We start from the raw sequence: 24,209 nt of genomic DNA, 5'->3' as shown, positions 1-24,209 counted from the left end.
TTCTCAAGCGTACTGAGGATTAGCTTTGTTAGGATCGATACCATACTTTTTGATGGCTTCTGCGACTTTGGTCGCGGGGATTGAGCCTTCATCAGCCAAAGCCCGCAGTGTTGCGAGGACTACAAAGTGGCGATCCACCTCGAAATGCTCACGCAGTTTCGAGCGGAAATCCGAGCGTCCGAAACCATCGGTACCAAGGACTTTAAAATCACGTCCCTTTGGAATGAACTGACGGATCTGATCGGAGAAAATCTTCATGTAATCCGTTGAAGCAATAATCGGACCTTCAGTCTTGGCCAACTGGGCTGTGACATAAGGAACCTTTTGTTTGCCGGTTGGGTGCAACAGATTATGACGTTCACAATCCAGACCTTCGCGACGCAACTCGGTAAAGCTAGTCACACTCCAGATATCGGCGGATACGCCCCAATCCTTTTCAAGCAATTCAGCACCGGCGAGCACCTCGCGCAAAATCGTGCCAGAACCCATCAACTGCGCACGCACTTTGGATTTACCGCCCTTCTTAAGGCGGTACATGCCCTTGATGATGCCCTCCTCATCGCCTTTGTTTAGTCCTGGTTGAGCATAATTTTCATTCATCACCGTGAGGTAATAGAAGACGTTTTCCTGATCCTCGACCATGCGCTTTAAGCCATGCTGAATAATGACGGCAAGTTCATGCGCAAAAGTCGGGTCATAAGAAACACAGTTGGGAATGACTGACGAGAAGATATGACTATGACCATCTTCATGCTGCAAGCCTTCGCCATTCAGGGTCGTACGCCCTGCTGTGCCGCCGAGCAAGAAGCCGCGCGCCTGCATGTCACCCGCTGCCCATGCCAGATCACCCACCCGTTGGAATCCGAACATCGAGTAATAGATGAAGAAAGGAATCATGATGCGGTTATTCGTCGAATACGACGTCGCCGCGGCAATCCATGAGCTAAATGCGCCCGCTTCGTTGATTCCTTCCTGCAGAAGCTGGCCGTCGGCCGCTTCGCGGTAGTACATCACCTGATCCTTATCAACCGGCGTGTATTTCTGACCTTCAGGCGCATAAATGCCGATCTGACGGAACAATCCTTCCATACCGAAAGTGCGCGATTCATCGGCAAGAATCGGTACGACACGCGGTCCTATATCCTTGTCACGAAGGATCTGGTTCAAGAGACGCACAAAAGCCTGCGTGGTTGAGATTTCACGGCCTTCTGCAGTAGGCTCCAAGACAGAATTAAAAACCTCAAGCGCTGGAGCCTTAAGCTTTTCGTCGGCATGCGTGCGACGCTTGGGTAAATAACCGCCCAGTGCTTTACGGCGCTCATGCAGATAAACCATTTCAGGCGAGTCTTCGGCCGGTTTGTAGTAGGGAATATCTTCGAGCTTATCGTCCGGCACAGGGATATTGAAACGATCGCGGAATTCGCGAATGGTGTCGTAATCCAGTTTCTTTTGCTGATGCGAGGGGTTCTTGCCTTGAACGATATGGCCAACGCCATAACCCTTGATCGTCTTGGCCAGAATCACGGTAGGTTGGCCGGTATGTTTGGTTGCGGCCGAGAATGCGGCATAAACCTTATAGGGATCGTGACCACCACGGTTCAAGCGCCAGATATCCTCATCGCTCATGCGGGAGACCATTTCCAGCAATTTGGGATGCTTGCCGAAGAAATGCTCGCGCACAAACTTGCCGTCGTTCGCTTTATAAGCCTGATATTCGCCGTCAACCGACTCTTCCATGATCTTGCGCAAAATGCCTTCTTTGTCACTTGCAAGTAATGGATCCCAATAGCCGCCCCAGATCAACTTGATGACGTTCCAGCCGCTGCCCCGGAAATCGCCTTCAAGCTCCTGAATGATTTTGCCGTTACCGCGCACCGGGCCGTCAAGGCGTTGCAGATTACAGTTGATGACAAAAATCAGATTGTCGAGTTTTTCGCGGGCAGCCAAACTGATGGCACCAAGCGATTCAGGTTCGTCCATCTCACCGTCACCACAGAACACCCAGACTTTACGCTGGCTAGTATCTGCGATCCCGCGCGCATGCAGGTATTTCAAAAATCGCGCCTGATAAATCGCCATCAATGGTCCCAACCCCATCGACACCGTCGGAAACTGCCAGAACTCAGGCATCAGCTTTGGATGCGGGTAGGAAGACAACCCTTTGCCGCCGACTTCCTGACGAAAATGATTCAACTGGTCTTCGGTCAAACGGCCTTCGAGATAAGCACGACCATATACACCAGGCGATGAATGCCCCTGAAAATAAACCAGATCACCCCCACGTTCAGGTGTGTCAGCATGCCAGAAATGATTTTGACCACATCCGATAATCGTTGCCAACGAAGCGAACGATGCGATATGACCGCCAAGATCGCCCCCATCTGGAGGATTATGTTTGTTGGCCTTGACCACCATTGCCATCGCGTTCCAGCGAATATAGCTGCGAATGCGAGCCTCAAGCTCTTGATTGCCCGGATGCACCGGCTCTAGTCCTGCCGGAATGGTGTTGAGATAAGCCGTGTTGGGGGAAAAAGGAATATGCGCACCTGAGCGACGCGCCAGTTCGGTTAATCGCTCCAGAAGATAGTGCGCACGCTCGGGACCTTCGCGATCAAGGACTGCAGCCAGTGCATCCAACCACTCTTGTGTTTCTTGCGAATCTGAATCGTTTGCGGCGCTAAATGCGGCAGCTTGTGGTGCCATAACAATCTCCTGGGTTGCAGACTGATGTTGTCTATGCCTACTTTGTTTTTTGGATAGTTAACGCATTCTAGGGATATATCTTTAATGGGGCAACAAATATTTCACTTTACGAGATTGAATTTCATAATATGAAATTAATAAATTCAACATATCCGTAACACGTCTAAAATGAGCGGTACATATGGACTATCCGAATGTCGCATCCACCTAAGTCTGTCATCGCCACTACATTTCACGACCACGCGCGACTTCGTCGCCGCAGGTGGTATTGGCTCACGCCCGTGCTCGTGCTCGTACTGTATGGCTGCGTCATGGGGGTTTTCTTCTGGTTGCAGCGCCTGCATGATGGCAGTGTCATGTTCGTCACAATCGATCAGGAGACCAGACAGCACAGACTGATAGGCGTTGTGATCGCGCTGTCGATTGTGATCGTGATTGCTTTGCTTATTCTTTGGCGTTACACACGATACCGATCGGAAGCCGAAGCGGCACTTATTGCCGAAACCGGTTTCAGGCGTGCAATGGAAAACTCCATGTCCACGGGAATGCGCGTGCTTGATCTTGAGGGGCGCATTGCTTACGTGAACCCTGCTTTTTGCAGAATGATCGGTTGGAACGAAGCTGATCTGATCGGTCGCATGCCGCCCTTTCCTTACTGGGTACCGGGTCGTCACGAAGCCCAGTACAAATCACTTGAAAATGTGTTGAGCGGCAAAACCCCCAGTAGCGGTCTGGAGATCGAGGCGCAAAGACGTGATGGCTCGCGGTTTAACGCGCGCATGTATGTATCACCCCTGCTGGATCCGAACGGCACGCAAATCGGCTGGATGACCTCCATGACCGACATTACCGAGCCCAAGCGAATCCGAGAAGCATTAACAGCCGCCCACGAACGGTTTATGACTGTGCTTGAAGGTCTGGATGACGCTATTTCGGTTACAGCCGATACCAATGATGGCCTTGAACTTCTCTTCGCAAACCGAACCTATAGAAGATTTTTCGGAGCGTTGACAAACGGTCACGATGAACTACTAGCCGGTCGACGCGGACGGTATACCGATGAATCGGTAGAGATTTTTTCCGCCTCCGTACAGCGCTGGTTTGAAGTCCAGCACCGCATGCTGGCCTGGACTGACGGTCGGCGCGTACGTCTGCAGGTCGCACGCGACATTACTGAGCGCCGCACCCATGAAGAAGCTTCCCGCATCCAGCAAGAAAAAATCCAGATCACCAGTCGCTTAACCACCATGGGCGAGATGGCTTCCTCTCTGGCACATGAGTTGAATCAGCCCCTGACGGCCATCACCAACTACAGCATGGGTGCTGTAGCCATGGTGAAAGCTGGCCATACCGATGTGAATAAACTCTTACCCGCGCTTGAAAAAGCAGCCGCTCAGGCGCAAAGAGCAGGCAAAATCATCAGTCGCATCCGTGATTTCGTTAAGCGCAGTGAACCGAGACGATTACCTATCAGAATCGAAACTGTTATCGAAAACGCAATCAGTCTTGCCGAAATCCACGCCCGAAAACGTCAAATTGAAATCATCTGCACTATTCCCGACGATCTTCCCGATGTTTTGGCCGATCCCATCCTGATCGAACAGGTTTTGCTGAATCTGTTAAAAAACGGTTTGGAAGCAATGGATACGAGTTCGGTCGGCAAGCTTGACCTGCATGTGTCAAAGCATGGCGATCAGATCGAAGTATCAGTAACCGATCATGGTCATGGATTGACGGATCCTGAGCGTTTGTTTGAACCGTTTTTCAGCACCAAATCCGAAGGCCTTGGGATGGGGCTGAATATTTGTCGCACCATTATCGAATCGCATCACGGCCGCCTTTGGGCATCCAATAATCCCGAGGGTGGAACGATTTTCCGCTTTACACTGCCATGCGCAGGTCCGCAACCTGCACAGCAGAATAATCAGTCCGAGGAGTGACCTTTATGAATATGCCCCAGATCGCTAGCACAGTCTATATCGTGGATGACGACGAAGCCGTGCGCGACTCCTTACGCTGGTTACTCGAAGCCAATAGCTATCGGGTGCGCGCCTATGCCAGTGCCGAGAGCTTTCTGGCGGAGTATGACGAGCAACAACCGGGCGTACTGATTGTCGACGTTCGCATGCCAGGCATGAGCGGACTCGAGCTGCAAGAGCAACTAATCAACCGCAAATCGACCATGCCGATCGTATTCATAACTGGCCACGGTGACGTTCCCATGGCTGTCTCAACAATGAAAAAAGGTGCGGTCGACTTTCTCGAAAAGCCATTTAACGAAACTGATCTGCGTGAAATCGTCGGTCGTATGTTCCAACAGGCTAATCAGCGCTTGAGCCAGGCTCAGGCGCAGAAATCTCATGAGGCCATGCTTGCCCGCCTGACTGCTCGTGAGCAACAGGTATTGGAGCGCATTGTTGCCGGCCGCCTGAACAAACAGATCGCGGACGATTTGGGTATCAGCATCAAGACCGTTGAGGCTCACCGCGCTAATATCATGGAAAAACTGCAAGTCACCACTGTTGCCGATTTAATGAAGGTCGCCTTGGCTAAACCCGAGGTGAACGCATGACCGCACGTATCATCGATGGCGTTAAGCTCGCTGCATCCATACGCGAAGATGTCGCCAAACGTGCCGCAAACCTGACTGCTGCGGGTATGCGCCCGGGGCTTGCCGTCATTCTGGTCGGTAGCGACCCGGCGTCCCAAGTCTATGTGCGCAATAAAGTTGCCGCCTGCGAAAAGGCCGGCTTGCATTCGGTGATGGAACAGTATCCGGCTGACATGACTCAGGAAGAACTTCTGAAACGCATTCAAGCCCTGAATGCGGACCCTACGATTCATGGGATTTTGGTCCAGCTTCCTTTGCCCAAACACATCGACTCGCACCTGGTCATAGAAACCATTGCCGCTTCAAAAGATGTCGATGGTTTTCATGTCAGCAACGCAGGTTTGTTGATGACCGGCAAACCACTCTTCAGACCTTGCACTCCTTATGGAGTGATGAAGATGCTCGAAAGCGAAAAGGTTGAAATACGTGGTGCCGTTGCCGTCATTGTCGGCGCAAGCAACATCGTCGGCAAGCCGATGGCCATGCTACTGCAGAGCGCTGGCGCAACCGTAACGATATGCAATTCAAAGACTCGCGATCTGGCATGGCATACCAGCCATGCGGATATCGTGGTCGTGGCCACCGGCAAGCCCCGAATGGTCACAGGAAGCATGATCAAACCGGGTGCAGTGGTGATCGATGTCGGCATCAATCGCACTCCTGAAGGCAAGTTGTGCGGCGATGTCGACTTTGAAAGCGCAAAAGAAGTCGTATCGGCCATCACGCCGGTACCCGGCGGTGTCGGCCCCATGACCATTGCCATGTTGCTTGTTAATACGATCGAAGCGGCCGAGCGCGCGCGAGCGAACACCTGATCGAAATCAAGCCGCACTCATATAGTCGTACCGCAGAGGAATACCATGTCATTGAACGACAATCCGCTTCTCGTCCCGATCGAAGCGCTGATCAATTACGCCGCCGTCAAACCCGAACACATCGCACCCGCCATGACAGAAATGCTTGAGCGGGCAAAAAAGGCTGTTGAGCAAGCCGCCAATCCAGAACTGCCTGCCACGTGGGAAGCAATTGTCAGCCCACTGGACACTGTATCCGAACCTCTTTGGCGCGCCTGGTCCGTTGCTGGGCATTTGAACTCTGTCGTCAACACGCCTGAGTTGCGCGATGCATATAACGCAATGCTTGTGCCCATCAGCGAGTTTTCAACCTGGGTTGGACTGCACCAAGGCTTGTATCAACAATATCAGCGACTTCGGGCCAATCCCGATTTTGATCAATGGACACCAGCACGCAAGCGTGTGATTGAGTTGGCGCTACGCGACTTTAAGCTCAGCGGTGTCGAGCTTGAAGGCGAAGCACGCAAACGCTATGCTGAGTTATCCGAACAGCAATCACAAGTGTCGCAAAAATTCTCCGAAAACGTTCTGGATTCAATCGACAAGTGGTCTCTTGTTCTCGATGACACAAAGCGACTGGAAGGCGTACCTGAGGATGTGATTGCATCCTTAAAGGTCGCAGATGCCGAACAGTGGAAACTGACCCTGAAGATGCCGTGCTATTTGCCGATCATGCAATATGCGCAAGATCGCGAATTGCGCCATACGATGTACCGTGCCTATGCGACAACAGCATCCGAACAAGGCGACCCTGATTTCGACAATTCCGGTTTGATCGAACAATCCTTGTCACTGCGTGCTGAAGAGTCCCAATTACTTGGTTTTGAACACTTCGCGCAATTACGTCTGCAAACCCGCATGGCAGATAGTTCCGAAGAAGTCGTCGGATTTTTGCGTCAACTCGCTCAAAGAGCAAAACCCTTTGCCGAGAAAGACCTGAAAGAATTGCGTGCCTTTGCCGAATCAGAGCTTGGCTTGAAGGATCTGCAACCGTGGGATGTTGCCTATGTTTCTGAAAAACTGCGCGAAGCACGTTATGCGTATTCTGAAGACGAGGTCAAACAATACCTGACTGAACCGCGCGTGATGAAAGGCCTCTTTCATGTCGTACAAACATTGTTTGGCGTGACGCTCGAGGACTGCGAAGTCAAAGGCTGGCATCCTGATGTACGCGCAGCTGCTGTCATCGGCACCTCGGGCGAAAAGCTCGGCTATCTGATGATGGATTTGTATGCGCGCCCCGGAAAACAAGGGGGTGCCTGGGTAGACAGTGAGCGCACCAGAAAGAAGCATGGCGATCAAGTTCAAAGTCCGATCGTATATCTGACGTGCAACTTTGCCAGGCCACAGGGAGATCGCCCCGCGCTATGGACACACGACGACGTCATCACCCTCTTTCATGAAAGTGGTCACGCCCTGCATGCGTTGTTATCCGAAGTGGACGAGGCTGGCGCATCGGCGTTTTCGGCTGTCGAGTGGGACGCCATCGAACTGCCATCGCAGTTTATGGAAAATTTCTGCTGGGAATGGTCGGTCCTTCAAAAGCTGACCGCGCATGTCGAATCCGGAGAGCATCTGCCGCGCGATCTGTTCGACCGCATGACGGCTGCCCGCAACTTCCAGAGCGGCATGCAAACGGTCAGACAAATCGAGTTTGCCTTGTTCGATATCCTGCTTCACAGCCGTGATCAAGGTCTGTCAATCGCTGAAGTATTGACCCAGCTGGATCAGGTGCGCGACGAAGTCGCCGTGATGCGACCTCCTTCATGGCACCGGTTTCCGCACAGCTTTTCGCATCTTTTTGCCGGCGGCTATGGCGCGGGCTATTACAGCTATAAATGGGCAGAGGTCTTGTCGTCAGACGCATTCGAAGCCTTCGAGGAAGCCGCAGAACGATCTGCAGAGTCCGCGCACGAAGCGGCCGAAGCCCTTGGTGCCCTCGATCGCGAAACCGGACTTCGCTTTAGAAAAGAAATCCTGGCCATTGGGGGTGAAAGGCCTGCAGCCGATTCATTCAAGGCATTCAGAGGCCGCGCGCCTCGCATGGACGCGCTACTGCGCCACAGTGGCATGACGGATAAGCAGAAATGAAGCGAATCATGGGCATGAAGAGACGGGGTTTTATCGCCTTGCTTTTGAGCAGTCTTGTTGCACTAACCGGCTGTACCGACCAGAACGTGAAGTGGTCGCTTTACGATGTGTCAGGCCACCTGCCCGATCTAGAGTTTTCTTTACAAGGCGCCGGTAATAAAACCATCACACAAAACGACTTGAGAGGCAAAACCGTTTTGATGTTTTTCGGTTATGCCAGTTGCCCGGATATCTGTCCAACCACCATGGCGCAACTGACTGAAGTGATTCAGAAGCTTGGCAATGAAGCCAAGGATGTCAGGATTGTTTTTGTCAGCGTCGATCCGCATCGCGACACACCCGACATTCTGCAAGCCTACGTTGATGCTTTCAACAAAAATGCAATCGGCCTGACCGGCACTGAAACCCAAATCGCGAACCTGGCACGCAAGTACCGTATCGCGTACCAGATCGAGAAGCCCAAACCCGGCGCCAATGCCGATACCTACGACGTCACTCACAGCCGTGGCGTTTTTATCTTCGATAACAAAGGCAAAGCGAGGTTACTTGCGTCAGATACCGAAGCGGTTGATCTTGTGACCCAGGATGTGCGGCAGTTGGTTGAGATGACGAAAGGTAAGATTTGAATTAGTAACGCCTGAGAATTGCCTACCGAAGGCTATCCCATCTCAGGCGAATACCCGGCATCTTTGATCGCCTTCTCAACCCGTTTCGCATCTGTTTCACCAGTTACGGTCACCTTTTTGGTATCCAGCTCACACAGCACACCTGAATCAGGCGAGACCTCATGAATCGCGTTTGTGATGCTTTTTACGCAGTGATTACATGTCATATCGGGGACTTTGAACGAAATACTCACTTTTAGACTCCTAAAACAGATGTTTCATAAACTGCCTATATACACTCATTGCCAGTGTGTCACTTGTAACGAAGTCGATCAAGTGCAAATATGAGGTAAAACAACAAAACAAGCAGAAAGAATCTGGATGAAGCAAATCATGGCAGCCGCACCCGAAAGCACCTCATTAGACCTGTCAATCGAAGGCATGACATGCGCTTCATGCGTATTACGCGTTGAGAAAGCGTTGGCTGCAGTACCAGGAGTGAGCAAGGCAACGGTGAATTTGGCTACCGAACGGGCACATATCGAAATTGACCCTCACCCCACCTTACAAAGTGACTTATCGGACCTTGCCATCGCTGCGGTCAAAAAGGCAGGCTACGAGGCGACCGAAGTCAAACTCAATGTTGCTCCGAAAGATACGCTGACAGAGTCCAGGCAACAAGAAGCGAAACATCTTAAGCGTGCCTTGATCACTTCTTTGATCTTGACGCTACCGGTATTTGTTCTTGAGATGGGGTCCCACCTCTTTCCGGCGATACATGAATTCGTTCATGTGCATATTGGAATGCAGAATAGCTGGATTCTTCAGTCCATTCTGACCACACTTGTTTTGGTTGGTCCGGGTCGTGACTTTTTTACCAAGGGGTTTGGCGCACTGTTCAAACTATCCCCCGAAATGAACTCGCTTGTCGCCATGGGTGCCGGCAGCGCATGGGTCTATTCGATGCTGGCATGCTATTGGCCACAAGTTTTGCCAGAAGGGACACGGTTTGTCTATTTTGAAGCGGCTGCCGTCATTGTCACCCTGATCCTGCTCGGACGTATGCTTGAAGCGATGGCCAAAGGCCAGACTGGTATGGCAATCCAGCATCTGATCGGACTTCAGCCTCGTCAGGCGCGCGTGATGCGCGAGTCAGGCCCTGTCGATGTCGATATCGAATCTGTTGTACCGGGAGACCTAGTCCTTGTCAGGCCGGGCGAACGCGTACCTGTTGATGGCGTGATCACTGAAGGCGAACCCTATGTGGACGAGTCGATGATCACCGGCGAACCGATTCCGGTGACTAAACACAAACATGACAAAGTAACTGGTGGAACGATCAATACGTCAAGCAGCTTTACCTTTAAAGCAACGCATACAGGTGCGGATACCGTTCTGGCTCGCATTATTCGCATGGTTGAAAACGCGCAAGGCACCAAACTGCCGATTCAAGCCTTGGTCGACCGTGTGACTGCCTGGTTTGTCCCGGCCATCATGGCCTGTTCTTTACTGACGTTTTTAATCTGGTTCTTGTTCGGCCCTTCGCCTAGTTTGAGTTTTGCACTGGTGAATGCGGTTGCAGTCATGATTATTGCTTGCCCTTGCGCAATGGGTCTGGCAACACCCACGTCGATCATGGTGGGAACTGGTCGCGCAGCGCAACTTGGTGTGTTGTTCAGACAAGGCGATGCATTGCAGCGACTGCGCGATGTCCAAGTGATTGCCTTTGACAAGACTGGTACGCTCACGCTGGGTAAGCCCGTGATGACGGACCTGCTGGTCATGGATTCGAATAAGAGTCGTAATGAATTACTCTCTATCGCTGCGGCGATGCAAATGCATTCCGAGCATCCCATCGCTCATGCAATTGTGAGTGCGGCACAAGAAAGCAAGCTACCTCTGCCTGCGGCAAAGGAATTCAACGCCATTAACGGGGCTGGCGTACGGGCAATCGTACAAGGTAGAGTGGTGATTTCAGGGTCAGAAAATTTAATGAAAGAAAACGGTATCGAAGTGGATCACGCTACCGCCCAAATCATTGCCTGGGGACAACAAGGCAAAACACCGATTTTTCTGGCGATGGATGGTCAACTCGTTGCCCTAATCGCAGTGGCTGATCCAATCAAGCCAAGCGCAAAAACAGCGATCAGTTTACTGAAGAGCATGAATGTGCAAACACTCATGATCACGGGAGACAATATATACACAGCTCAGGCTGTAGCCAAAGAGCTCGGCATTGATCAACTGCATGCGCATACCTTGCCCGAGGGCAAGGTCGCCTTGTTACAGCAGCAGAAAAAGGATGGACATGTCATTGCATTTGTAGGAGATGGCATCAATGATGCCCCTGCCCTGGCAACTGCCGATGTGGGCATAGCAATCGGCACCGGCACTGATGTTGCTATCGAATCCGCCTCAGTTGTGCTGATGTCAGATGATCTTCAAGGTGTCGTGAATGCGATAGGTTTGTCGCATGCGACGATGGCCAATATCAAACAGAATCTGTTCTGGGCGTTTGCCTATAACGTCGCGCTGGTGCCGCTAGCAGCGGGAGTGTTGTATCCGGTGTCGGGCACGCTGTTGTCTCCCATGTTCGCAGCAGGAGCTATGGCTTGTTCCAGTGTATTCGTGATCGCGAATGCGTTGAGGTTGAAACGATTTCAACCTCAGGCCTGAGGTTTTAAAACGAGCTAGGCACAATCAAGGCTTCCAGGTATGCGTCATGGTCATCACATCCGGACGATCAACCGGAGTCGCCGGACTGATCGGTGTGCCAATCGCCAGAAAACCGCAAAATCGATAATCAAGCGTGTCAAAACCAAGTGCTGCGGGGACATCCTCGGTATAAGTGCCCAACCCCGTGCTCCAGTAACTTGAAAATCCAAGCATTTGCACCGCATTTTGAATATTCATCACCGCTGCCCCCATTGATAAGGTCTGCTCGATCTCGGGCACTTTGCGGTTGTCGTGCGATATTTGATAAGCCAGTCCGACTAGCAATGGAACTTCGGATAGCCATTTGCGCATGTTTTGCTCTTTTTGAGCAGTCACTTCAATACCTGATTTGCGTGTCGCATCGATAGCCATATCGGTGAATCGGGCAATGTCTTTCTGCTCGACAATCACGAACCGCCAGGCACGCAAAGATGCGTGATCCGGAGCGCACATGGCGGTTTGCAAAATCATTTGCAACTGCTTGGCATCGGGTGCGGGGGCCTGAACCATTTTGTTTGAACGACGCGACAACATTGCTTGTACGCAAACTTGACCTTGGGAACTCGACATGCCAGTTCAATCCTTCATCCTGAGAAGTAAAAAACCCTGCATCACATTCGCGATACAGGGTTTAAGAAAAGTCGGCCCACCGAAGCAGACCAGACTAATCAGAATTACAGCACTTGAATATTGGTCGCTGATGGGCCCTTAGCGCCCTGACCGATTTCGAAGCTGACTTTCTGATTTTCTTCGAGGGTCTTGTAACCGCTCGAACGAATTTCCGAATAGTGAGCGAACAGATCTTTGCCGCCGCCGTCAGGCATAATAAAACCATAACCTTTTTCAGCGTTGAACCACTTAACGACACCAGTTGCCATTTGAACTTCCTTGATAGATAAATAACGGGCAAAACGCCCAACGTGCTAGATGGTCAAGGAAGGGATAGACACCACTGATTACCACTAAGGGCGACAGCCTAGGTACAAAAACCGCGTCGCTTGATTATCTTGCCAGCAAAGTGTATGAGGGAACACTCTCAGAGTCAAACTAAACAGCCTATTTATGCACTGTAAGCTGTTGTTTTTATGCTTTTCTCTGACAAAATCGCCTCAAAGCACCAAAAACAGTGATTTCACACAAAATGACAAAAATATTCAATTAAATTCACTATTCAACTATGTCTAAACTTTCACAATCCACTGCTATACGGAAATTTAACCATGAAAGTGATTGTGATGGGTGCAGGCGTCATCGGCACAACTACAGCGTACTACCTTGCCCGTGCGGGTGCAGATGTGACGGTCATCGATCGTCAGCCATGCGCAGCCAATGAGACTAGTTTTGCCAATGCGGGTCAAGTTTCACCCGGATATTCAACACCATGGGCGGCACCAGGCATTCCGCTTAAAGCAATCAAGTGGATGTTCGAGCGCCACGCCCCCCTAGCAATTAGCTTGGACGGCAGTATGTGGCAGTTGCGCTGGATGGCGGCAATGTTGCGCGAGTGCAATAGCGAACGTTACGAGATCAACAAAGAGCGCATGATGCGCGTATCCGAATACAGTCGCGATTGCTTACGCCAGCTCAGACATGACACCGGCATCCATTACGAGCATCGCACCGGCGGAACACTGCAATTGTTTCGCACGCAAGCACAACTAGACGCAGTTCAGCGAGACATCAAAGTTCTCGAAGAATGTGGCGTACCTTTCGAGTTGCTCAATCGGGATCAGCTCACGCAAGTCGAGCCCGGCCTTGCGCATGCAAGAAACCTTCTCACTGGTGGCTTGCGATTGCCCAACGACGAAACCGGCGACTGCCAGATGTTTACGACTCAGCTTGCAGAAAAAGCAAAAGAGTTAGGCGTTAAATTCATGTTCGATACGCCGATCGAACAGATTATGAGCAATGGCCGGCAGATCGAAGGAATTCGCGTCAATGGTCAAGTTCTTAAGGCCGACAAATATGTCGCAGCCATGGGTAGCTACACCCGTGATCTGGTTGCGCCTCTTCAAATCGATCTGCCTGTTTACCCTGTCAAAGGATATTCATTGACGATTCCTCTCGTCGACGAATCGTTTGCCCCACAATCCACAGTTCTTGATGAAACTTATAAAATCGCAGTGACACGATTTGATCAAAGAATCCGTGTGGGCGGGATGGCTGAGCTTTGCGGATTCAACTTGAACCTGAATCCCCGTCGTCGCGAAACACTCGAAAAGGTCGTGACCGAACTATTTCCGGGTGGCGATCTGAGTAAAGCCAGCTTCTGGACCGGCTTACGTCCAATGACACCTGATAGCACCCCTGTTGTAGGGGCAACGCATCTGTCTAATCTGTTCATCAATGCAGGGCACGGTACGTTGGGCTGGACGATGGCTTGCGGCTCAGGCAAACTGATCGCTGACCAGCTGACCGGTCGCAAGACCGAAATCAGCACCGATGGATTATCTGTTGTACGTTATAAGAAAACGGCACCTTCCTTCGGTAAACAAACCGCTACTTCACACGCATGACAAGACCATCCCGTGCACTGATCGATCTATCGGCACTACGCCACAATTACAAATTAGCCAGATCAATGCATGGGGGTCGTGCGCTGGCCGTATTGAAGGCCAACGCCTATGGCCATGGTGCGGTAGCTTGCGCCAAAGCGCTTACCGATGATGCTGATGGATTTGCGGTCGCGTTTGTGGCTGAAGCCATTGAGCTCAGGACACAGGGCATATCCAATCCGATCCTGGTTCTTGAGGGGTGCTTTGATCAACAGGATCTGGATGCGGCAATAGCCCACGATTTGTGGATTGTTGTCCATCAGGACTCTCAACTGACTGCAATCGAAAACACTCAAACCAGGCCCGGCGCTCTGAACGTCTGGCTCAAAGTGGATTCGGGTATGCATCGAGCCGGCTTCGAACCCGACTTGGTCAAAGCTGTCTATGCCCGCCTCAAGGCTTGCCCCGGAGTCGGGCAAATCACCTTCATGAGTCATTTTGCCTGCGCCGACGAGCCGGACAACAAAATGACTCAAAACCAGATCGAGGTTTTTGATATTGCCACAGCTGGTTTACCGGGAGATCGCAGCCTGGCGAACTCGGGCGGAATTCTTGCATGGCCCAAGGCGCATCGAGACTGGGCTCGCCCGGGGATTTTGCTTTACGGTGCGGACCCCATGCCCAACAGAAACCACGGACTCAAAGCGGTCATGACATTGCAGAGTCAAGTTTTTGCCATAAGAACGCTCATGCCCGGACAATCCTTGGGGTATGCGGCAACGTTTACTGCAGAAAAATCGACTCGCGTAGGGCTGGTAGCCATCGGCTATGCAGATGGCTATCCTCGAACAGCGCCGACCGGCACCCCTATTGCCGTGGATGGACAACTCACCCGCACAATCGGGCGCATTTCAATGGATATGTTGACTATCGACCTGACAGATCTGCCTCAAGCAGGAATCGGTAGTTCGGTCGAATGCTGGGGGCCGCTCGTCGATATTAATGACGTGGCACAAAAGGCAGGGACTATTTCTTACGAACCGCTGTGCAACTTGAAACGGGTTCCAAAGATTTATATCTGATCAATGCGAACCGTACCTAGCATGACAGGTTTCACCAGAATTTTGTAAGTATCCAAGTCGAACTCGTGTTGCTCGAATTGGGTGCGCTGATTCGTCTTCGAACACCATGTGCTCAAGTACCGCCAATTCTGCACTCGGTGTTTTTGAATCCAGTCGCCTTGTTGCTCAATCAGATCCACTGCGCCGCGATAAGGCCAGGCATGAACACGCAACGCATCCAGGGCATTCAACAACCTGAGATCATGTTCGCTTCTATCCACCTGTCCCACGCATGCACCTAAACAAGTCTTGATTTGCAGGCCAAAGCATCCGCGCTTACCGATTTTTTCCAGTCCGATCAGTCCAAGGCACAACCGGTGGATTCCGGCTAATTCGCGAAGTTTTTTTTGAGCGGCATGCACTGAGCCGAAAAGCCCGTAAAGATTTTCAGCTTCACCTGGACAGACGTCATGACCGGAGACAATTTCAGGGGTGACTGAAAAATCGGAGTGTTTTGATAGTCGGATTGAACAAAGATTGCGTAAACGACGCAATCGTATATTGAACAAAGGACTTTGCTGCTTGATCAATCGTGCTTCAAGTAGCAAGGCTCCGATTTCACCAGCCGTTTCGATAAATTCAACTTTACGGGACTGCGCAATCATTCGCACTTCATCCCTGGCTCGCAGATGCGAATGCACTCGGGTACGAATATCGATGCTTTTGCCTATATAAAGCGGCAGTGTCCCTTCGCCTTTAAAAATATATACACCCGGACTTCTGGGCAACGCGGCCAATGACGCCTGATCGATTCGATGCGAATCAGACTGCATTAAATTGGCATTGTCACTGTGGAGACTTTTCAAGACGACTTACATCCAAACCCATGGCTGTCAAGCGTTTCAGCAAAGCTGAATACTTCGCTTCATCTACAACAGGTGTACGCGACAAGACCCACAAGTATTTTTTCGAGGGCTCGCTGACTGCAGCCAATTGATAATTTTCATCCAGATCGATAACCCAGTAGTCACCCCAGACGAACGGCAGAAAAGAGAGCCAGATCGGTGCGAACCTGACTTCGAGCTTTGCTGAATGACTATCTCCGATTTGTTTAGCCTGACCAATCGCCTGATTCATCTCACCATCGGCGAGCTGACACTGATTCAAAACGCGCAATGACCCATCTGTGTTTAATTCGTATTCAGCCGATGTTTTTGCAACACATTTTTTTTGAAAACTATTCGGAAACTTGGAAATCTCATACCAACGCCCAAGATATTTTTGAACATCGAGGCTTGGTATCGATGTTAGTGGAGCGTCTGACTGAGCATAAACATTTTGCCCAAACAATCCGAACAGGATAATGAAAAAAACTTTGATTGAATTCAATTACCACCTCTACAACGTTAAAACAATTTCTACTGTCGACCGTGTCGACTTCTCCAAGCGGCAACTTGATCAGATACATCCGATGCTTTACGCATCAATTCCACCCCTTCGGGAAGCAAACGTCTATTCGCGTATGCACCCGCACCTCCGACCCAAATATCTACAGCATCATTTATATGAGTTCGCAATTGCTGAAGACTATCCAGTACTTCTTTTCTTGATGCGTACGGGCTGTAACTGATGGCAAGAACATCGATATTCAATCGCTCTACAGCTTGGATGATGTCGCTTATGGGTGTAGATGTGCCTAAAACAAAACGCTCGCAGGCAGCAAGGGCAAAATGGCACTCGACCATAAGCAAACCAAGACTATGCAACTCGTTAGGTGTGGTTGTCAGCAGAACACGAGGTCTGCATCCCCTTGTTTGGACCACGGCATCAATTGAAGCAATCGCTTCACGTAATACGGATTGCAAAGTCTCAGTGAATAAATGCTCCTGGTAAACCGATATATCCCCACTCATCCATGCCTGTCCAACCAAGCGGCAAAGTGGAGCAGCCAGATTTTCTACAACATAGCCCAAACCATGCATCAAAATATTTTGCTGCAAAGCCTGCTTGATTTGATGTGTTTCGTCTCTTTTCAGCCATCCGACCCATACATCCTCGTTATCTTTCGAAAACGAATCAGGTTCGATGACGGAATTGGTTTTGGGTCTTGTTTGGACTTTACGTTTAATTTGTGGATGTGGATCACGAGCATTCTGCACACTGAGCAGATCTTGCAAGGCTTCTAGCGGAAGGGAAACCACTTTTCCCGGTCTATGGTCCGCATCAAGCAAACGCCTGATCATTCTCAACCGGTTCAATTGGTCATCCGGATATGCTCGTTCGCCAAGCGCATCCCTCAGAGGAGCGGGAAAGCCGTATCGACGCTCCCAAACCCGCAACGTGTCCTTACCGAGACCCGTTTCGCGTTCGACGTCGGAAATCGACCAGGTCAACCCGGACGAATTAGTGGCAACAGGATGGTCGAACGCTTTTTTACTCATTAGCCGGCGTATTGGATAAGCCTAGAAAAATTAGAAAAATAACCTTTGCAGCTTGGACAAATTTAACATAGAATCGTTTTGTCTAGGACAAAAAAGAGATTTTAATGAAAGTCGCAATTGTTGGATCAGGCATTTCCGGACTAGCTGCGGCGCACAAATTGCGGCACCAAGCGCATGTCACCTTGTTTGAAGGCGGCAACTATTTCGGCGGCCACACGCATACTGTCGACATCACGCTTCCCTCATCAAGTGGTAACCAAACCTGGGGTGTCGACACAGGATTTCTGGTTTTCAACGAGCGTACTTACCCGAACTTGATCTCTTTGTTTGCAGAGCTGGATGTGAAAACAGCGCATTCGGACATGTCTTTTTCGGTGCAGGTACCGGGATCTAAAGGTGGTAAATCACTCGAGTGGAGTGGAAATAACCTCAGGACGGTATTCGCACAGAAACGTAATTTGTTCAATACGAAGTTTCTTGGGATGCTCAAGGATCTTCTTCGTTTTAACCGTCTGTGCACCCAACTGGCAAAACATGGAAAAGAGTCGGAACTAGCCGAACCTCTGCTGGATTTTTTGAATCGACATCATTTCAGTCAGGCTTTTCGCAACTGGTATTTCTTACCGATGCTGGGGTGCATCTGGAGCTGTCCAACTGATCAGATGTTGAAGTTTCCGGTCGCCACCATGATACGTTTTTGCCACAATCATGGCCTGCTGCAAGTCAATGATCGACCTCAATGGCATACCGTTGTGGGTGGAGCAAGGAATTACGTCGAAAAAATCATTGCTGACATTCCAGATGCCAGATTAAATACTCCAGTCATGCGCATAGACAGGGATGCTGCGGGCGTCGTGATCCATACGAATCACGGCAGCGAACGATTCGATTTCGTGGTGATTGCCACGCACTCCGATCAATCATTAGCCATGCTCAGTCAGCCAACGCCACTTGAACATGAAGTTTTGAGTGCCATTCGTTATCAGGATAATCTTGCCGTATTGCATACGGATGCATCTGTTCTTCCGCAACGGGAAAGTGCATGGGCTGCCTGGAACTATGAACGTGCTGCTGATGAGCAGCAAGAATCAACAAGAGTGTGCCTGCACTATTTACTAAATAAATTGCAGCCCTTGCCTTTCGATCAACCCGTTGTCGAATCACTGAATCCGATCAGGCCGATCGACCCGGCGAAAATTCTGGCTCAATTCGAATATAGCCATCCAGTCTTCGACTTGACTGCCATTGAGGCACAACAACGCATACCTGAGTTACAAGGCAATCAGCGCACATGGTTCTGCGGTGCATGGACGGGATATGGATTTCATGAAGACGGCCTGAAGTCAGGCTTGGCGGTCGCGATAGACGTTCTCGAGAGGACTTCATCTTTACGTAAGGCTGCAGCATGAACATCGCTCAAATCGGATTCGGTCAGGTTAGGCATACGCGGTTGCGTCCCAAACGCAACAGTTTCGTATATGGCACCTTCTTTCTGATGCTTCCGATGCGTCAATTAAAAAATACCGATGCGATGGGTGGACTGGCGATCAACAAACGGGCAGGCATCAGTTTTTTTGATTCTGATCATGGGGATGGACGTGGTCCAGAAGCCGGCGGCGCTCTTGGCTGGCTCGAAGAGGTGCTTTGCAATGAAGGCATCAATGACGCGGATGGTGAAATCTGGCTTCATACTTATCCACGCATGCTAGGCTACACCTTTAAGCCCGTAAGCTTCTGGTACTGCCACCGAAATGACGGTTCGCTTCGCGCAATACTGGTGGAAGTCAACAACACCTTTGGTGAAAGACACTGCTACTTACTCGAATCGCCCAGGTATGGAGCAGAGCTTCGGGCGCGCAAGTGTTTTCATGTATCGCCCTTTTGCCGTGTCGAAGGTCAATACAGCTTCAGATTCATGCGAACTGTCCAGCAACTCAAAGAGCGTACCGTGGTAAGAATTGATCTTGAAGATGAAAACGGACCACTTCTCAACACCAGCGTAAGTGGCGTACTTGAACCCATCGATAAAAAAGCACTTCGTAAAGCTCTTTTGCACTACCCTGCCATGACACTCATGGTGATGGCACGGATTCATTGGCAAGCACTCAAGTTATGGCTCAAGCGCGTTGGTTTTTACAGCAAGCCTTCAGCTCCCGACCAAATCGTTACCCGTTAGATCTGGAAATTAGCGCATGAATACGTTAACTGCATCGAATCAGACTTCCTTATCGCTACCCGAAATGGCGACCCCTTCGGCTAGATATGTTTTCAAGCTTTTACAAAAGCTCAAGCATGGTTCGTTAACAATCAGATTGCCCGATGGCAGTGCGCACACCGTAGGTGACGGTAATGGACCGCATGTCAGTATGCAAATGCATAACTGGAATCCTTTTTCCGCAGCGCTTAAATCAGGCGACATCGGATTTGCCGAAAGCTATTTGAATGGTGATTGGACTACTTCGCAGTTGCCGGCTTTGATGGGACTCTTTATCGCGAACCGAAACGCGCTTGATCAAGTGATTCACGGCAATTGGGCCGGACGCTTGCTTTATCGTATACGCCATTTGCTTAATCGCAACACCAAAAGCAACAGCCGCAAGAATATCCACGCACACTACGACCTGGGCAATGCGTTCTACTCATCCTGGTTGGACGGTACGATGAATTATTCATCAGCCATTTTTAATGGCGATCTGGAACAAGACTTCGAGCAAGCGCAACATGCCAAAGTTCGCAGAGCGTTAAATATGGTTAACGCCCGCGAAGGAAATCGTGTGCTGGAAATCGGTTGCGGTTGGGGTGCATTAGCAGAAAAAGCCACCAAAGAATTCAATTCACATATCACCGGCGTGACATTATCAACCGAGCAACTATCCTGGGCAAAGGAACGGCTTGCTGGACAAGGACTCGCCGACAAAGCCGACTTGCGTCTGCAAGACTACCGAGATATTAATGATGGACCTTACGATGCAATCTGCTCAATCGAAATGATTGAAGCAGTCGGACAGGAGTATTGGCCGACCTATTTCGAAACCATCTCCCGCCTGCTTAAACCGTCCGGACGTGCTTGTATTCAGAGCATCGTCATTCGCGATGATTTGTTCGATCGCTATATTCGATCGACCGACTTTATCCAGCAATACATTTTCCCGGGCGGTTGTCTGCCCTCACCGTCCTCATTCAAGCGCGAAGCCGGCAAGGCAGGCTTGAAAATCATCGACGAGTATTGCTTCGGACGCGATTATGCAGAGACTTGCCGCAGATGGCGAAATGACTTTCTTGCCAAGCGTGACAACGTATTAAGCCTAGGATTTGACGAAAGATTCATTCGCATATGGGATTTCTATTTGGCTTATTGTGAGGCTGGTTTCGAAGCGGGAGATATCGATGTCGTTCAATACACACTGGAGCGGTAAATCCATTGCCTTGATTATTTGGACACTAGCCATCTTACTAGGATGGAATGGAACAACATACTCTAATCCGGTTCAACCCCAACAGGAAACATTCGAACAGACTAAATCTCTTGGTGGTGGCAGCCATCCCCAACTTCCGGAAAGCAGGCTTCAGGGAAAGGCGACCATGCGCTACTGGGGAATGGAAATCTATCATGCCCGACTATGGACGCTGCCGTCGTTTAGTGTCGGCATAGCGGGTGATCAACCTGTGGTCCTGGAGCTGGAATATTTACGGTCTTTGAATGGAAACGCTATAGCGGAGCGGTCTTTAAAAGAAATGCTTCGTGCTGCGGCAGTATCCGATTCACAAGCCAAAAAATGGCTAGAAGAAATGAAAGCCATCTTCCCGGATGTGAAGTCAGGCGATCGGCTAACAGGCCAACACATACCGGGTCAAGGGGCTGTATTTTGGTATAACGGTCGACAAATCGGACAAATCGATGATGCCGATTTTGCCCGCCTATTCTTCGGCATTTGGCTTTCGCCCAATACATCCGAGCCGGAGATGCGTATGGCGCTTCTGGGCCGCGGCATGATCGACTGATTATGATGAAGCCAGACTGGAGAGTCGACAAAACAATCAACACCCGAACCTGCCTGCGATACGGTTTGTTGGGTTTACCGCTTGCTTTTGTCGCCATGCCTCTTTACGTGCACTTACCACACGTTTATGCCGGCAAAGAAGGCATGTCCCTGGTCACTCTGGGTTTGGTTCTTTTGCTTGCTCGTCTACTTGACGCCTTTTCCGACCCATGGCTGGGACGTTTTTCAGATCGTCTTTTTGCTCACTCTTCTCGATATGTTCTGTTCTACGGAGCGGGCGCGGCTCTGGCTTTAATTGTCGGGATGACGTTGCTTTTTTTTCCTCCCTGGCCGCGTCGCGATTCCCCAATCGCGCTGCTTGCCGTTTTGATATTCACGTCATTAGCTTTCAGTTTGCTCGCCATATCCCATCAATCATGGGGTGCAAGACTCGGTGGTGATGAAGGTCAACGCGCACGTATTGTTGCGTGGCGCGAAGGCGCCGGACTGATTGGTGTTGTTCTCGCATCTGTATTGCCTGCCTGGCTGGGATGGGATCAATGGATCGGTGTATTTGCCCTCATGCTATTAGTCGGCTGGATGGCCTGGATGCGAAGCGAGTCTCCCCCAGTTTCTCAATATGCGGCTGATGTTCATTGGAAACAAGACCTGATCCGCCCCTGGTTAAACAAGCCATTCATTAATTTAATGATCGTTTTCATGCTGAACGGCATGGCAAGTGCAATTCCGGCAACGCTTGTCCTGTTTTTCATCGAGGATCGTTTAAACGCTGCTGAACTCAAACCACTTTTTCTGGCGACCTATTTCGTCTGCGCTGCCGCATCCATGCCTTTGTGGATGCGGGCGGTGATCAGATGGGGACTTGCCCGAACCTGGTTCATCGGCATGCTGCTTGCCATCACTGTGTTTGCCTGGGCAGGCATGCTCTCAAGCGGTGATGTGACGGCCTTCTGGGTAGTATGCGTGCTGTCCGGTTTAGCCTTGGGGACAGATCTTGCCTTGCCTGGTGCCATGCTTGCCGGAATCATCAACGCACGCGGAGACAGCGGACAGCGCGAGGGTGCATATTTTGGCTGGTGGAATCTTGCCAGCAAACTCAACTTAGCGCTGGCAGCAGGTCTTTCGCTTCCATTTCTGGCCTGGCTCGGTTATCAGCCCGGAACGACATCCGCTCCAGGAATAAATGCCCTTAGCTTGACTTACTCATTATTACCCTGTTCGCTCAAATTGTTTGCGGCGGCAGGGCTTTATGCTGGATTTATTCGTAACTCATCGCGCCAGTCAATCAAATCAACCCGGGAGAATATCCATTGAAGATCGTCAAAGCATCGCGTCGCGCTTTACACGCTCTTGCTGCGGCCATCGTTGCGCTGACCGGCTGTTCCAGTCAGGACATTCAGCGCTATGCAGATGAAAAGCCGCAGCTTGATTTAGCCACCTATTTCAACGGAAAAATCATCGCACATGGCATATTTCAAGATCGCAGCGGTCAAGTGATTAAACGATTCACTGTCGACATGGAGGGGCGTTGGGATGGCAATCATGGTGTACTGGATGAACATTTCTCATATTCCGACGGCAAGAAAGAGAGACGGATCTGGCGACTGACTAAACACGAGAATGGTCGTTACACGGGCACAGCTGACGACGTTGCGGGCACTGCGGATGGTCTAGCCATCGGCAATGCATTTCAATGGGCCTATACCCTCAAACTGCCAGTAGATGATAAGGTTTACGAGGTTCAATTTGATGACTGGATGTATCTGGTTGACGAACAAGTCATGCTGAACCGGGCAACCATGAGCAAGTTCGGTATCAGGCTTGGAGAAGTCACATTATCGTTTCGCAAGCTTGCGCCATGAGCATGAACCCGCCACTGCGCGATTGGCGAAATAAGCGTGTATGGTTGATTGGCGCATCAACCGGAATAGGTCGTGCCTTGGCGGAACAATTACACGCGCAAGGAGCCCAAGTGATCGTTTCGGCCCGCAATCGCGATGCACTGGAAGAGTTTGTGCGCCACCATTCCGACAGCCTGGCCTTGCAACTGGATATCACCGACGGCGAGGCCATTCGTTCAGCTACGGATCTGGCAACCAAGGATGGAGCGATCGACCTTGTGTGCTATTGCGCAGGCCACTACAAACCGATGAGAGCCGACAACATCGATTTAGCTGAACTATTGAAACATCATGAAATCAACACGATTGGTGCGTTGAAGGTTTTGGATGCCGTCATTCCGAATATGCTTACCCGCAAACAGGGGCATATCAGTCTGATTAGTAGCGTGGCCGGCTTTCGAGGCCTGCCGCAAAGCCTGGCTTATGGCCCGACCAAAGCGGCGCTCATCAATCTGGCTGAAACCCTCTACCTAGACCTTCATCATCAGGGATTAGGCGTGAGTTTAATCAACCCTGGATTTGTTCGAACCCCCTTAACCGCGCAAAATGATTTCCATATGCCGGCATTGATTTCTCCTGAAGACGCGGCGAAAGCCATTCTGAAGGGCTGGTCTCATGGTGATTTTGAAATTCACTTTCCGAAACGTTTTACGCGCTTCATGAAATTGCTCAGACTACTGCCCTACCCGATATATTTTGCGGCGGTTCGCCGCATCACCGGCCTTTAAAGA

22 protein-coding genes are annotated in these 24,209 nt (G+C 50.6%); 15 read left to right on the top strand and 7 right to left on the bottom strand.

The features are described from left to right. Positions 1-3: 3 nt before the first annotated feature. Entirely contained in the window at positions 4-2,703 is a 2,700-nt protein-coding gene (aceE, locus tag G3I67_RS00965; protein WP_163651115.1) for a pyruvate dehydrogenase (acetyl-transferring), homodimeric type, read from the bottom strand. A gap of 194 nt (positions 2,704-2,897) precedes the next feature. Between aceE and G3I67_RS00960 the strand changes: the two genes are divergently transcribed. From G3I67_RS00960 to G3I67_RS00940, 5 genes are read left to right on the top strand one after another with little or no spacing between them, the layout of a single operon-like run. Further along, positions 2,898-4,643, top strand: coding sequence for a PAS domain-containing sensor histidine kinase (locus G3I67_RS00960; RefSeq protein WP_163651114.1), 1,746 nt, complete (start codon positions 2,898-2,900; stop codon positions 4,641-4,643). A gap of 5 nt (positions 4,644-4,648) precedes the next feature. After that, positions 4,649-5,275 carry a response regulator transcription factor gene (locus tag G3I67_RS00955; RefSeq protein WP_163651113.1) on the top strand — a complete coding sequence of 209 codons (627 nt, stop codon included), beginning with the start codon at positions 4,649-4,651 and terminating at the stop codon, positions 5,273-5,275. Then, positions 5,272-6,129, top strand: coding sequence for a bifunctional methylenetetrahydrofolate dehydrogenase/methenyltetrahydrofolate cyclohydrolase FolD (gene folD, locus G3I67_RS00950; RefSeq protein WP_163651112.1), 858 nt, complete (start codon positions 5,272-5,274; stop codon positions 6,127-6,129). Before G3I67_RS00955 ends, folD begins: the two co-directional genes overlap by 4 nt. A 45-nt stretch (positions 6,130-6,174) precedes the next feature. After that, positions 6,175-8,259 carry a M3 family metallopeptidase gene (locus G3I67_RS00945; protein ID WP_203583503.1) on the top strand — a complete coding sequence of 695 codons (2,085 nt, stop codon included), beginning with the start codon at positions 6,175-6,177 and terminating at the stop codon, positions 8,257-8,259. Continuing rightward, positions 8,256-8,885, top strand: a complete 630-nt coding sequence (locus G3I67_RS00940) for an SCO family protein (RefSeq protein WP_163651111.1) — start codon at positions 8,256-8,258, stop codon at positions 8,883-8,885. Before G3I67_RS00945 ends, G3I67_RS00940 begins: the two co-directional genes overlap by 4 nt. Before the next feature lie 32 nt (positions 8,886-8,917). On the opposite strand, the gene G3I67_RS00935 is transcribed toward G3I67_RS00940, so the two are convergent. Further along, positions 8,918-9,118 carry a heavy-metal-associated domain-containing protein gene (locus tag G3I67_RS00935; RefSeq protein WP_311197028.1) on the bottom strand — a complete coding sequence of 67 codons (201 nt, stop codon included), beginning with the start codon at positions 9,116-9,118 and terminating at the stop codon, positions 8,918-8,920. A gap of 127 nt (positions 9,119-9,245) precedes the next feature. Between G3I67_RS00935 and G3I67_RS00930 the strand changes: the two genes are divergently transcribed. Next, the gene (locus tag G3I67_RS00930; RefSeq protein ID WP_311197027.1) at positions 9,246-11,540 is read left to right on the top strand and encodes a heavy metal translocating P-type ATPase; all 2,295 of its coding nucleotides are present in this window, start codon (positions 9,246-9,248) and stop codon (positions 11,538-11,540) included. A gap of 24 nt (positions 11,541-11,564) precedes the next feature. On the opposite strand, the gene G3I67_RS00925 is transcribed toward G3I67_RS00930, so the two are convergent. Then, complete coding sequence (locus tag G3I67_RS00925) at positions 11,565-12,149, bottom strand: nitroreductase family protein (RefSeq protein WP_163651110.1); 585 nt, start codon at positions 12,147-12,149, stop codon at positions 11,565-11,567. 104 nt (positions 12,150-12,253) lie between these two features. Beyond that, positions 12,254-12,457 carry a cold-shock protein gene (locus tag G3I67_RS00920; protein WP_028816786.1) on the bottom strand — a complete coding sequence of 68 codons (204 nt, stop codon included), beginning with the start codon at positions 12,455-12,457 and terminating at the stop codon, positions 12,254-12,256. 342 nt (positions 12,458-12,799) lie between these two features. Between G3I67_RS00920 and G3I67_RS00915 the strand changes: the two genes are divergently transcribed. Both G3I67_RS00915 and alr read left to right on the top strand, forming a co-directional pair. Next, positions 12,800-14,095, top strand: a complete 1,296-nt coding sequence (locus G3I67_RS00915) for a D-amino acid dehydrogenase (RefSeq protein ID WP_163651109.1) — start codon at positions 12,800-12,802, stop codon at positions 14,093-14,095. Beyond that, positions 14,092-15,156, top strand: coding sequence for an alanine racemase (alr, locus tag G3I67_RS00910; RefSeq protein WP_163651108.1), 1,065 nt, complete (start codon positions 14,092-14,094; stop codon positions 15,154-15,156). The genes G3I67_RS00915 and alr overlap by 4 nt, the downstream gene beginning before the upstream one ends. On the opposite strand, the gene G3I67_RS00905 is transcribed toward alr, so the two are convergent. From G3I67_RS00905 to G3I67_RS00895, 3 genes are read right to left on the bottom strand one after another with little or no spacing between them, the layout of a single operon-like run. Further along, positions 15,147-15,968, bottom strand: a complete 822-nt coding sequence (locus G3I67_RS00905; protein ID WP_163651107.1) for an endonuclease — start codon at positions 15,966-15,968, stop codon at positions 15,147-15,149. The two genes, alr and G3I67_RS00905, sit on opposite strands and share 10 nt — an antisense overlap. A gap of 13 nt (positions 15,969-15,981) precedes the next feature. Further along, positions 15,982-16,524: a lipocalin family protein gene (locus tag G3I67_RS00900; protein ID WP_203583502.1), complete on the bottom strand. Its 543-nt coding sequence runs from the start codon at positions 16,522-16,524 to the stop codon at positions 15,982-15,984. 29 nt (positions 16,525-16,553) lie between these two features. Next, complete coding sequence (locus tag G3I67_RS00895; protein WP_163651106.1) at positions 16,554-17,576, bottom strand: MerR family transcriptional regulator; 1,023 nt, start codon at positions 17,574-17,576, stop codon at positions 16,554-16,556. A 104-nt stretch (positions 17,577-17,680) separates the two neighbouring features. Here G3I67_RS00895 and G3I67_RS00890 point away from each other — a divergent pair, with 104 nt between their 5' ends. Genes G3I67_RS00890 through G3I67_RS00860 form a run of 7 tightly spaced genes read left to right on the top strand, consistent with a single transcriptional unit; the run spans position 17,681 to position 24,206 of the window. After that, the gene (locus G3I67_RS00890; RefSeq protein ID WP_163651105.1) at positions 17,681-18,985 is read left to right on the top strand and encodes an NAD(P)/FAD-dependent oxidoreductase; all 1,305 of its coding nucleotides are present in this window, start codon (positions 17,681-17,683) and stop codon (positions 18,983-18,985) included. Further along, complete coding sequence (locus G3I67_RS00885; protein WP_163651104.1) at positions 18,982-19,752, top strand: DUF1365 domain-containing protein; 771 nt, start codon at positions 18,982-18,984, stop codon at positions 19,750-19,752. Before G3I67_RS00890 ends, G3I67_RS00885 begins: the two co-directional genes overlap by 4 nt. 16 nt (positions 19,753-19,768) lie before the next feature. Next, positions 19,769-20,992: an SAM-dependent methyltransferase gene (locus G3I67_RS00880; RefSeq protein WP_163651103.1), complete on the top strand. Its 1,224-nt coding sequence runs from the start codon at positions 19,769-19,771 to the stop codon at positions 20,990-20,992. After that, the gene (locus tag G3I67_RS00875) at positions 20,964-21,578 is read left to right on the top strand and encodes a chalcone isomerase family protein (protein ID WP_235931591.1); all 615 of its coding nucleotides are present in this window, start codon (positions 20,964-20,966) and stop codon (positions 21,576-21,578) included. Before G3I67_RS00880 ends, G3I67_RS00875 begins: the two co-directional genes overlap by 29 nt. A gap of 2 nt (positions 21,579-21,580) precedes the next feature. Continuing rightward, the gene (locus G3I67_RS00870) at positions 21,581-22,891 is read left to right on the top strand and encodes an MFS transporter (RefSeq protein WP_235931589.1); all 1,311 of its coding nucleotides are present in this window, start codon (positions 21,581-21,583) and stop codon (positions 22,889-22,891) included. Further along, complete coding sequence (locus G3I67_RS00865; RefSeq protein ID WP_203583501.1) at positions 22,888-23,439, top strand: DUF3833 domain-containing protein; 552 nt, start codon at positions 22,888-22,890, stop codon at positions 23,437-23,439. The genes G3I67_RS00870 and G3I67_RS00865 overlap by 4 nt, the downstream gene beginning before the upstream one ends. After that, positions 23,436-24,206 (top strand): SDR family NAD(P)-dependent oxidoreductase, encoded by a 771-nt coding sequence (locus G3I67_RS00860; RefSeq protein ID WP_163651102.1) that lies wholly within the window; start codon positions 23,436-23,438, stop codon positions 24,204-24,206. The genes G3I67_RS00865 and G3I67_RS00860 overlap by 4 nt, the downstream gene beginning before the upstream one ends. The last annotated feature ends 3 nt before the right edge of the window (positions 24,207-24,209 follow it).

It is taken from the genome of Sheuella amnicola (assembly GCF_010499255.1).
Taxonomy (GTDB): Bacteria; Pseudomonadota; Gammaproteobacteria; order Burkholderiales; family Burkholderiaceae_B; genus Zwartia; species Zwartia amnicola.
The sequence above is the reverse complement of the archived record's forward strand: the minus strand, read 5'-3'. Positions and strand labels throughout refer to the sequence as shown.

Bases quoted from the DNA above. Each gene is read 5' to 3' on its own strand.
- aceE (WP_163651115.1), bottom strand. From the start codon at position 2,703: ATGGCACCACAAGCTGCCGCATTTAGCGCCGCAAACGATTCAGATTCG.
- G3I67_RS00960 (WP_163651114.1), top strand. From the start codon at position 2,898: ATGTCGCATCCACCTAAGTCTGTCATCGCCACTACATTTCACGACCAC.
- G3I67_RS00955 (WP_163651113.1), top strand. From the start codon at position 4,649: ATGAATATGCCCCAGATCGCTAGCACAGTCTATATCGTGGATGACGAC.
- folD (WP_163651112.1), top strand. From the start codon at position 5,272: ATGACCGCACGTATCATCGATGGCGTTAAGCTCGCTGCATCCATACGC.
- G3I67_RS00945 (WP_203583503.1), top strand. From the start codon at position 6,175: ATGTCATTGAACGACAATCCGCTTCTCGTCCCGATCGAAGCGCTGATC.
- G3I67_RS00940 (WP_163651111.1), top strand. From the start codon at position 8,256: ATGAAGCGAATCATGGGCATGAAGAGACGGGGTTTTATCGCCTTGCTT.
- G3I67_RS00930 (WP_311197027.1), top strand. From the start codon at position 9,246: ATGAAGCAAATCATGGCAGCCGCACCCGAAAGCACCTCATTAGACCTG.
- G3I67_RS00925 (WP_163651110.1), bottom strand. From the start codon at position 12,149: ATGTCGAGTTCCCAAGGTCAAGTTTGCGTACAAGCAATGTTGTCGCGT.
- G3I67_RS00920 (WP_028816786.1), bottom strand. From the start codon at position 12,457: ATGGCAACTGGTGTCGTTAAGTGGTTCAACGCTGAAAAAGGTTATGGT.
- G3I67_RS00915 (WP_163651109.1), top strand. From the start codon at position 12,800: ATGAAAGTGATTGTGATGGGTGCAGGCGTCATCGGCACAACTACAGCG.
- alr (WP_163651108.1), top strand. From the start codon at position 14,092: ATGACAAGACCATCCCGTGCACTGATCGATCTATCGGCACTACGCCAC.
- G3I67_RS00905 (WP_163651107.1), bottom strand. From the start codon at position 15,968: ATGCAGTCTGATTCGCATCGAATCGATCAGGCGTCATTGGCCGCGTTG.
- G3I67_RS00895 (WP_163651106.1), bottom strand. From the start codon at position 17,576: ATGAGTAAAAAAGCGTTCGACCATCCTGTTGCCACTAATTCGTCCGGG.
- G3I67_RS00890 (WP_163651105.1), top strand. From the start codon at position 17,681: ATGAAAGTCGCAATTGTTGGATCAGGCATTTCCGGACTAGCTGCGGCG.
- G3I67_RS00885 (WP_163651104.1), top strand. From the start codon at position 18,982: ATGAACATCGCTCAAATCGGATTCGGTCAGGTTAGGCATACGCGGTTG.
- G3I67_RS00880 (WP_163651103.1), top strand. From the start codon at position 19,769: ATGAATACGTTAACTGCATCGAATCAGACTTCCTTATCGCTACCCGAA.
- G3I67_RS00875 (WP_235931591.1), top strand. From the start codon at position 20,964: ATGTCGTTCAATACACACTGGAGCGGTAAATCCATTGCCTTGATTATT.
- G3I67_RS00870 (WP_235931589.1), top strand. From the start codon at position 21,581: ATGATGAAGCCAGACTGGAGAGTCGACAAAACAATCAACACCCGAACC.
- G3I67_RS00860 (WP_163651102.1), top strand. From the start codon at position 23,436: ATGAGCATGAACCCGCCACTGCGCGATTGGCGAAATAAGCGTGTATGG.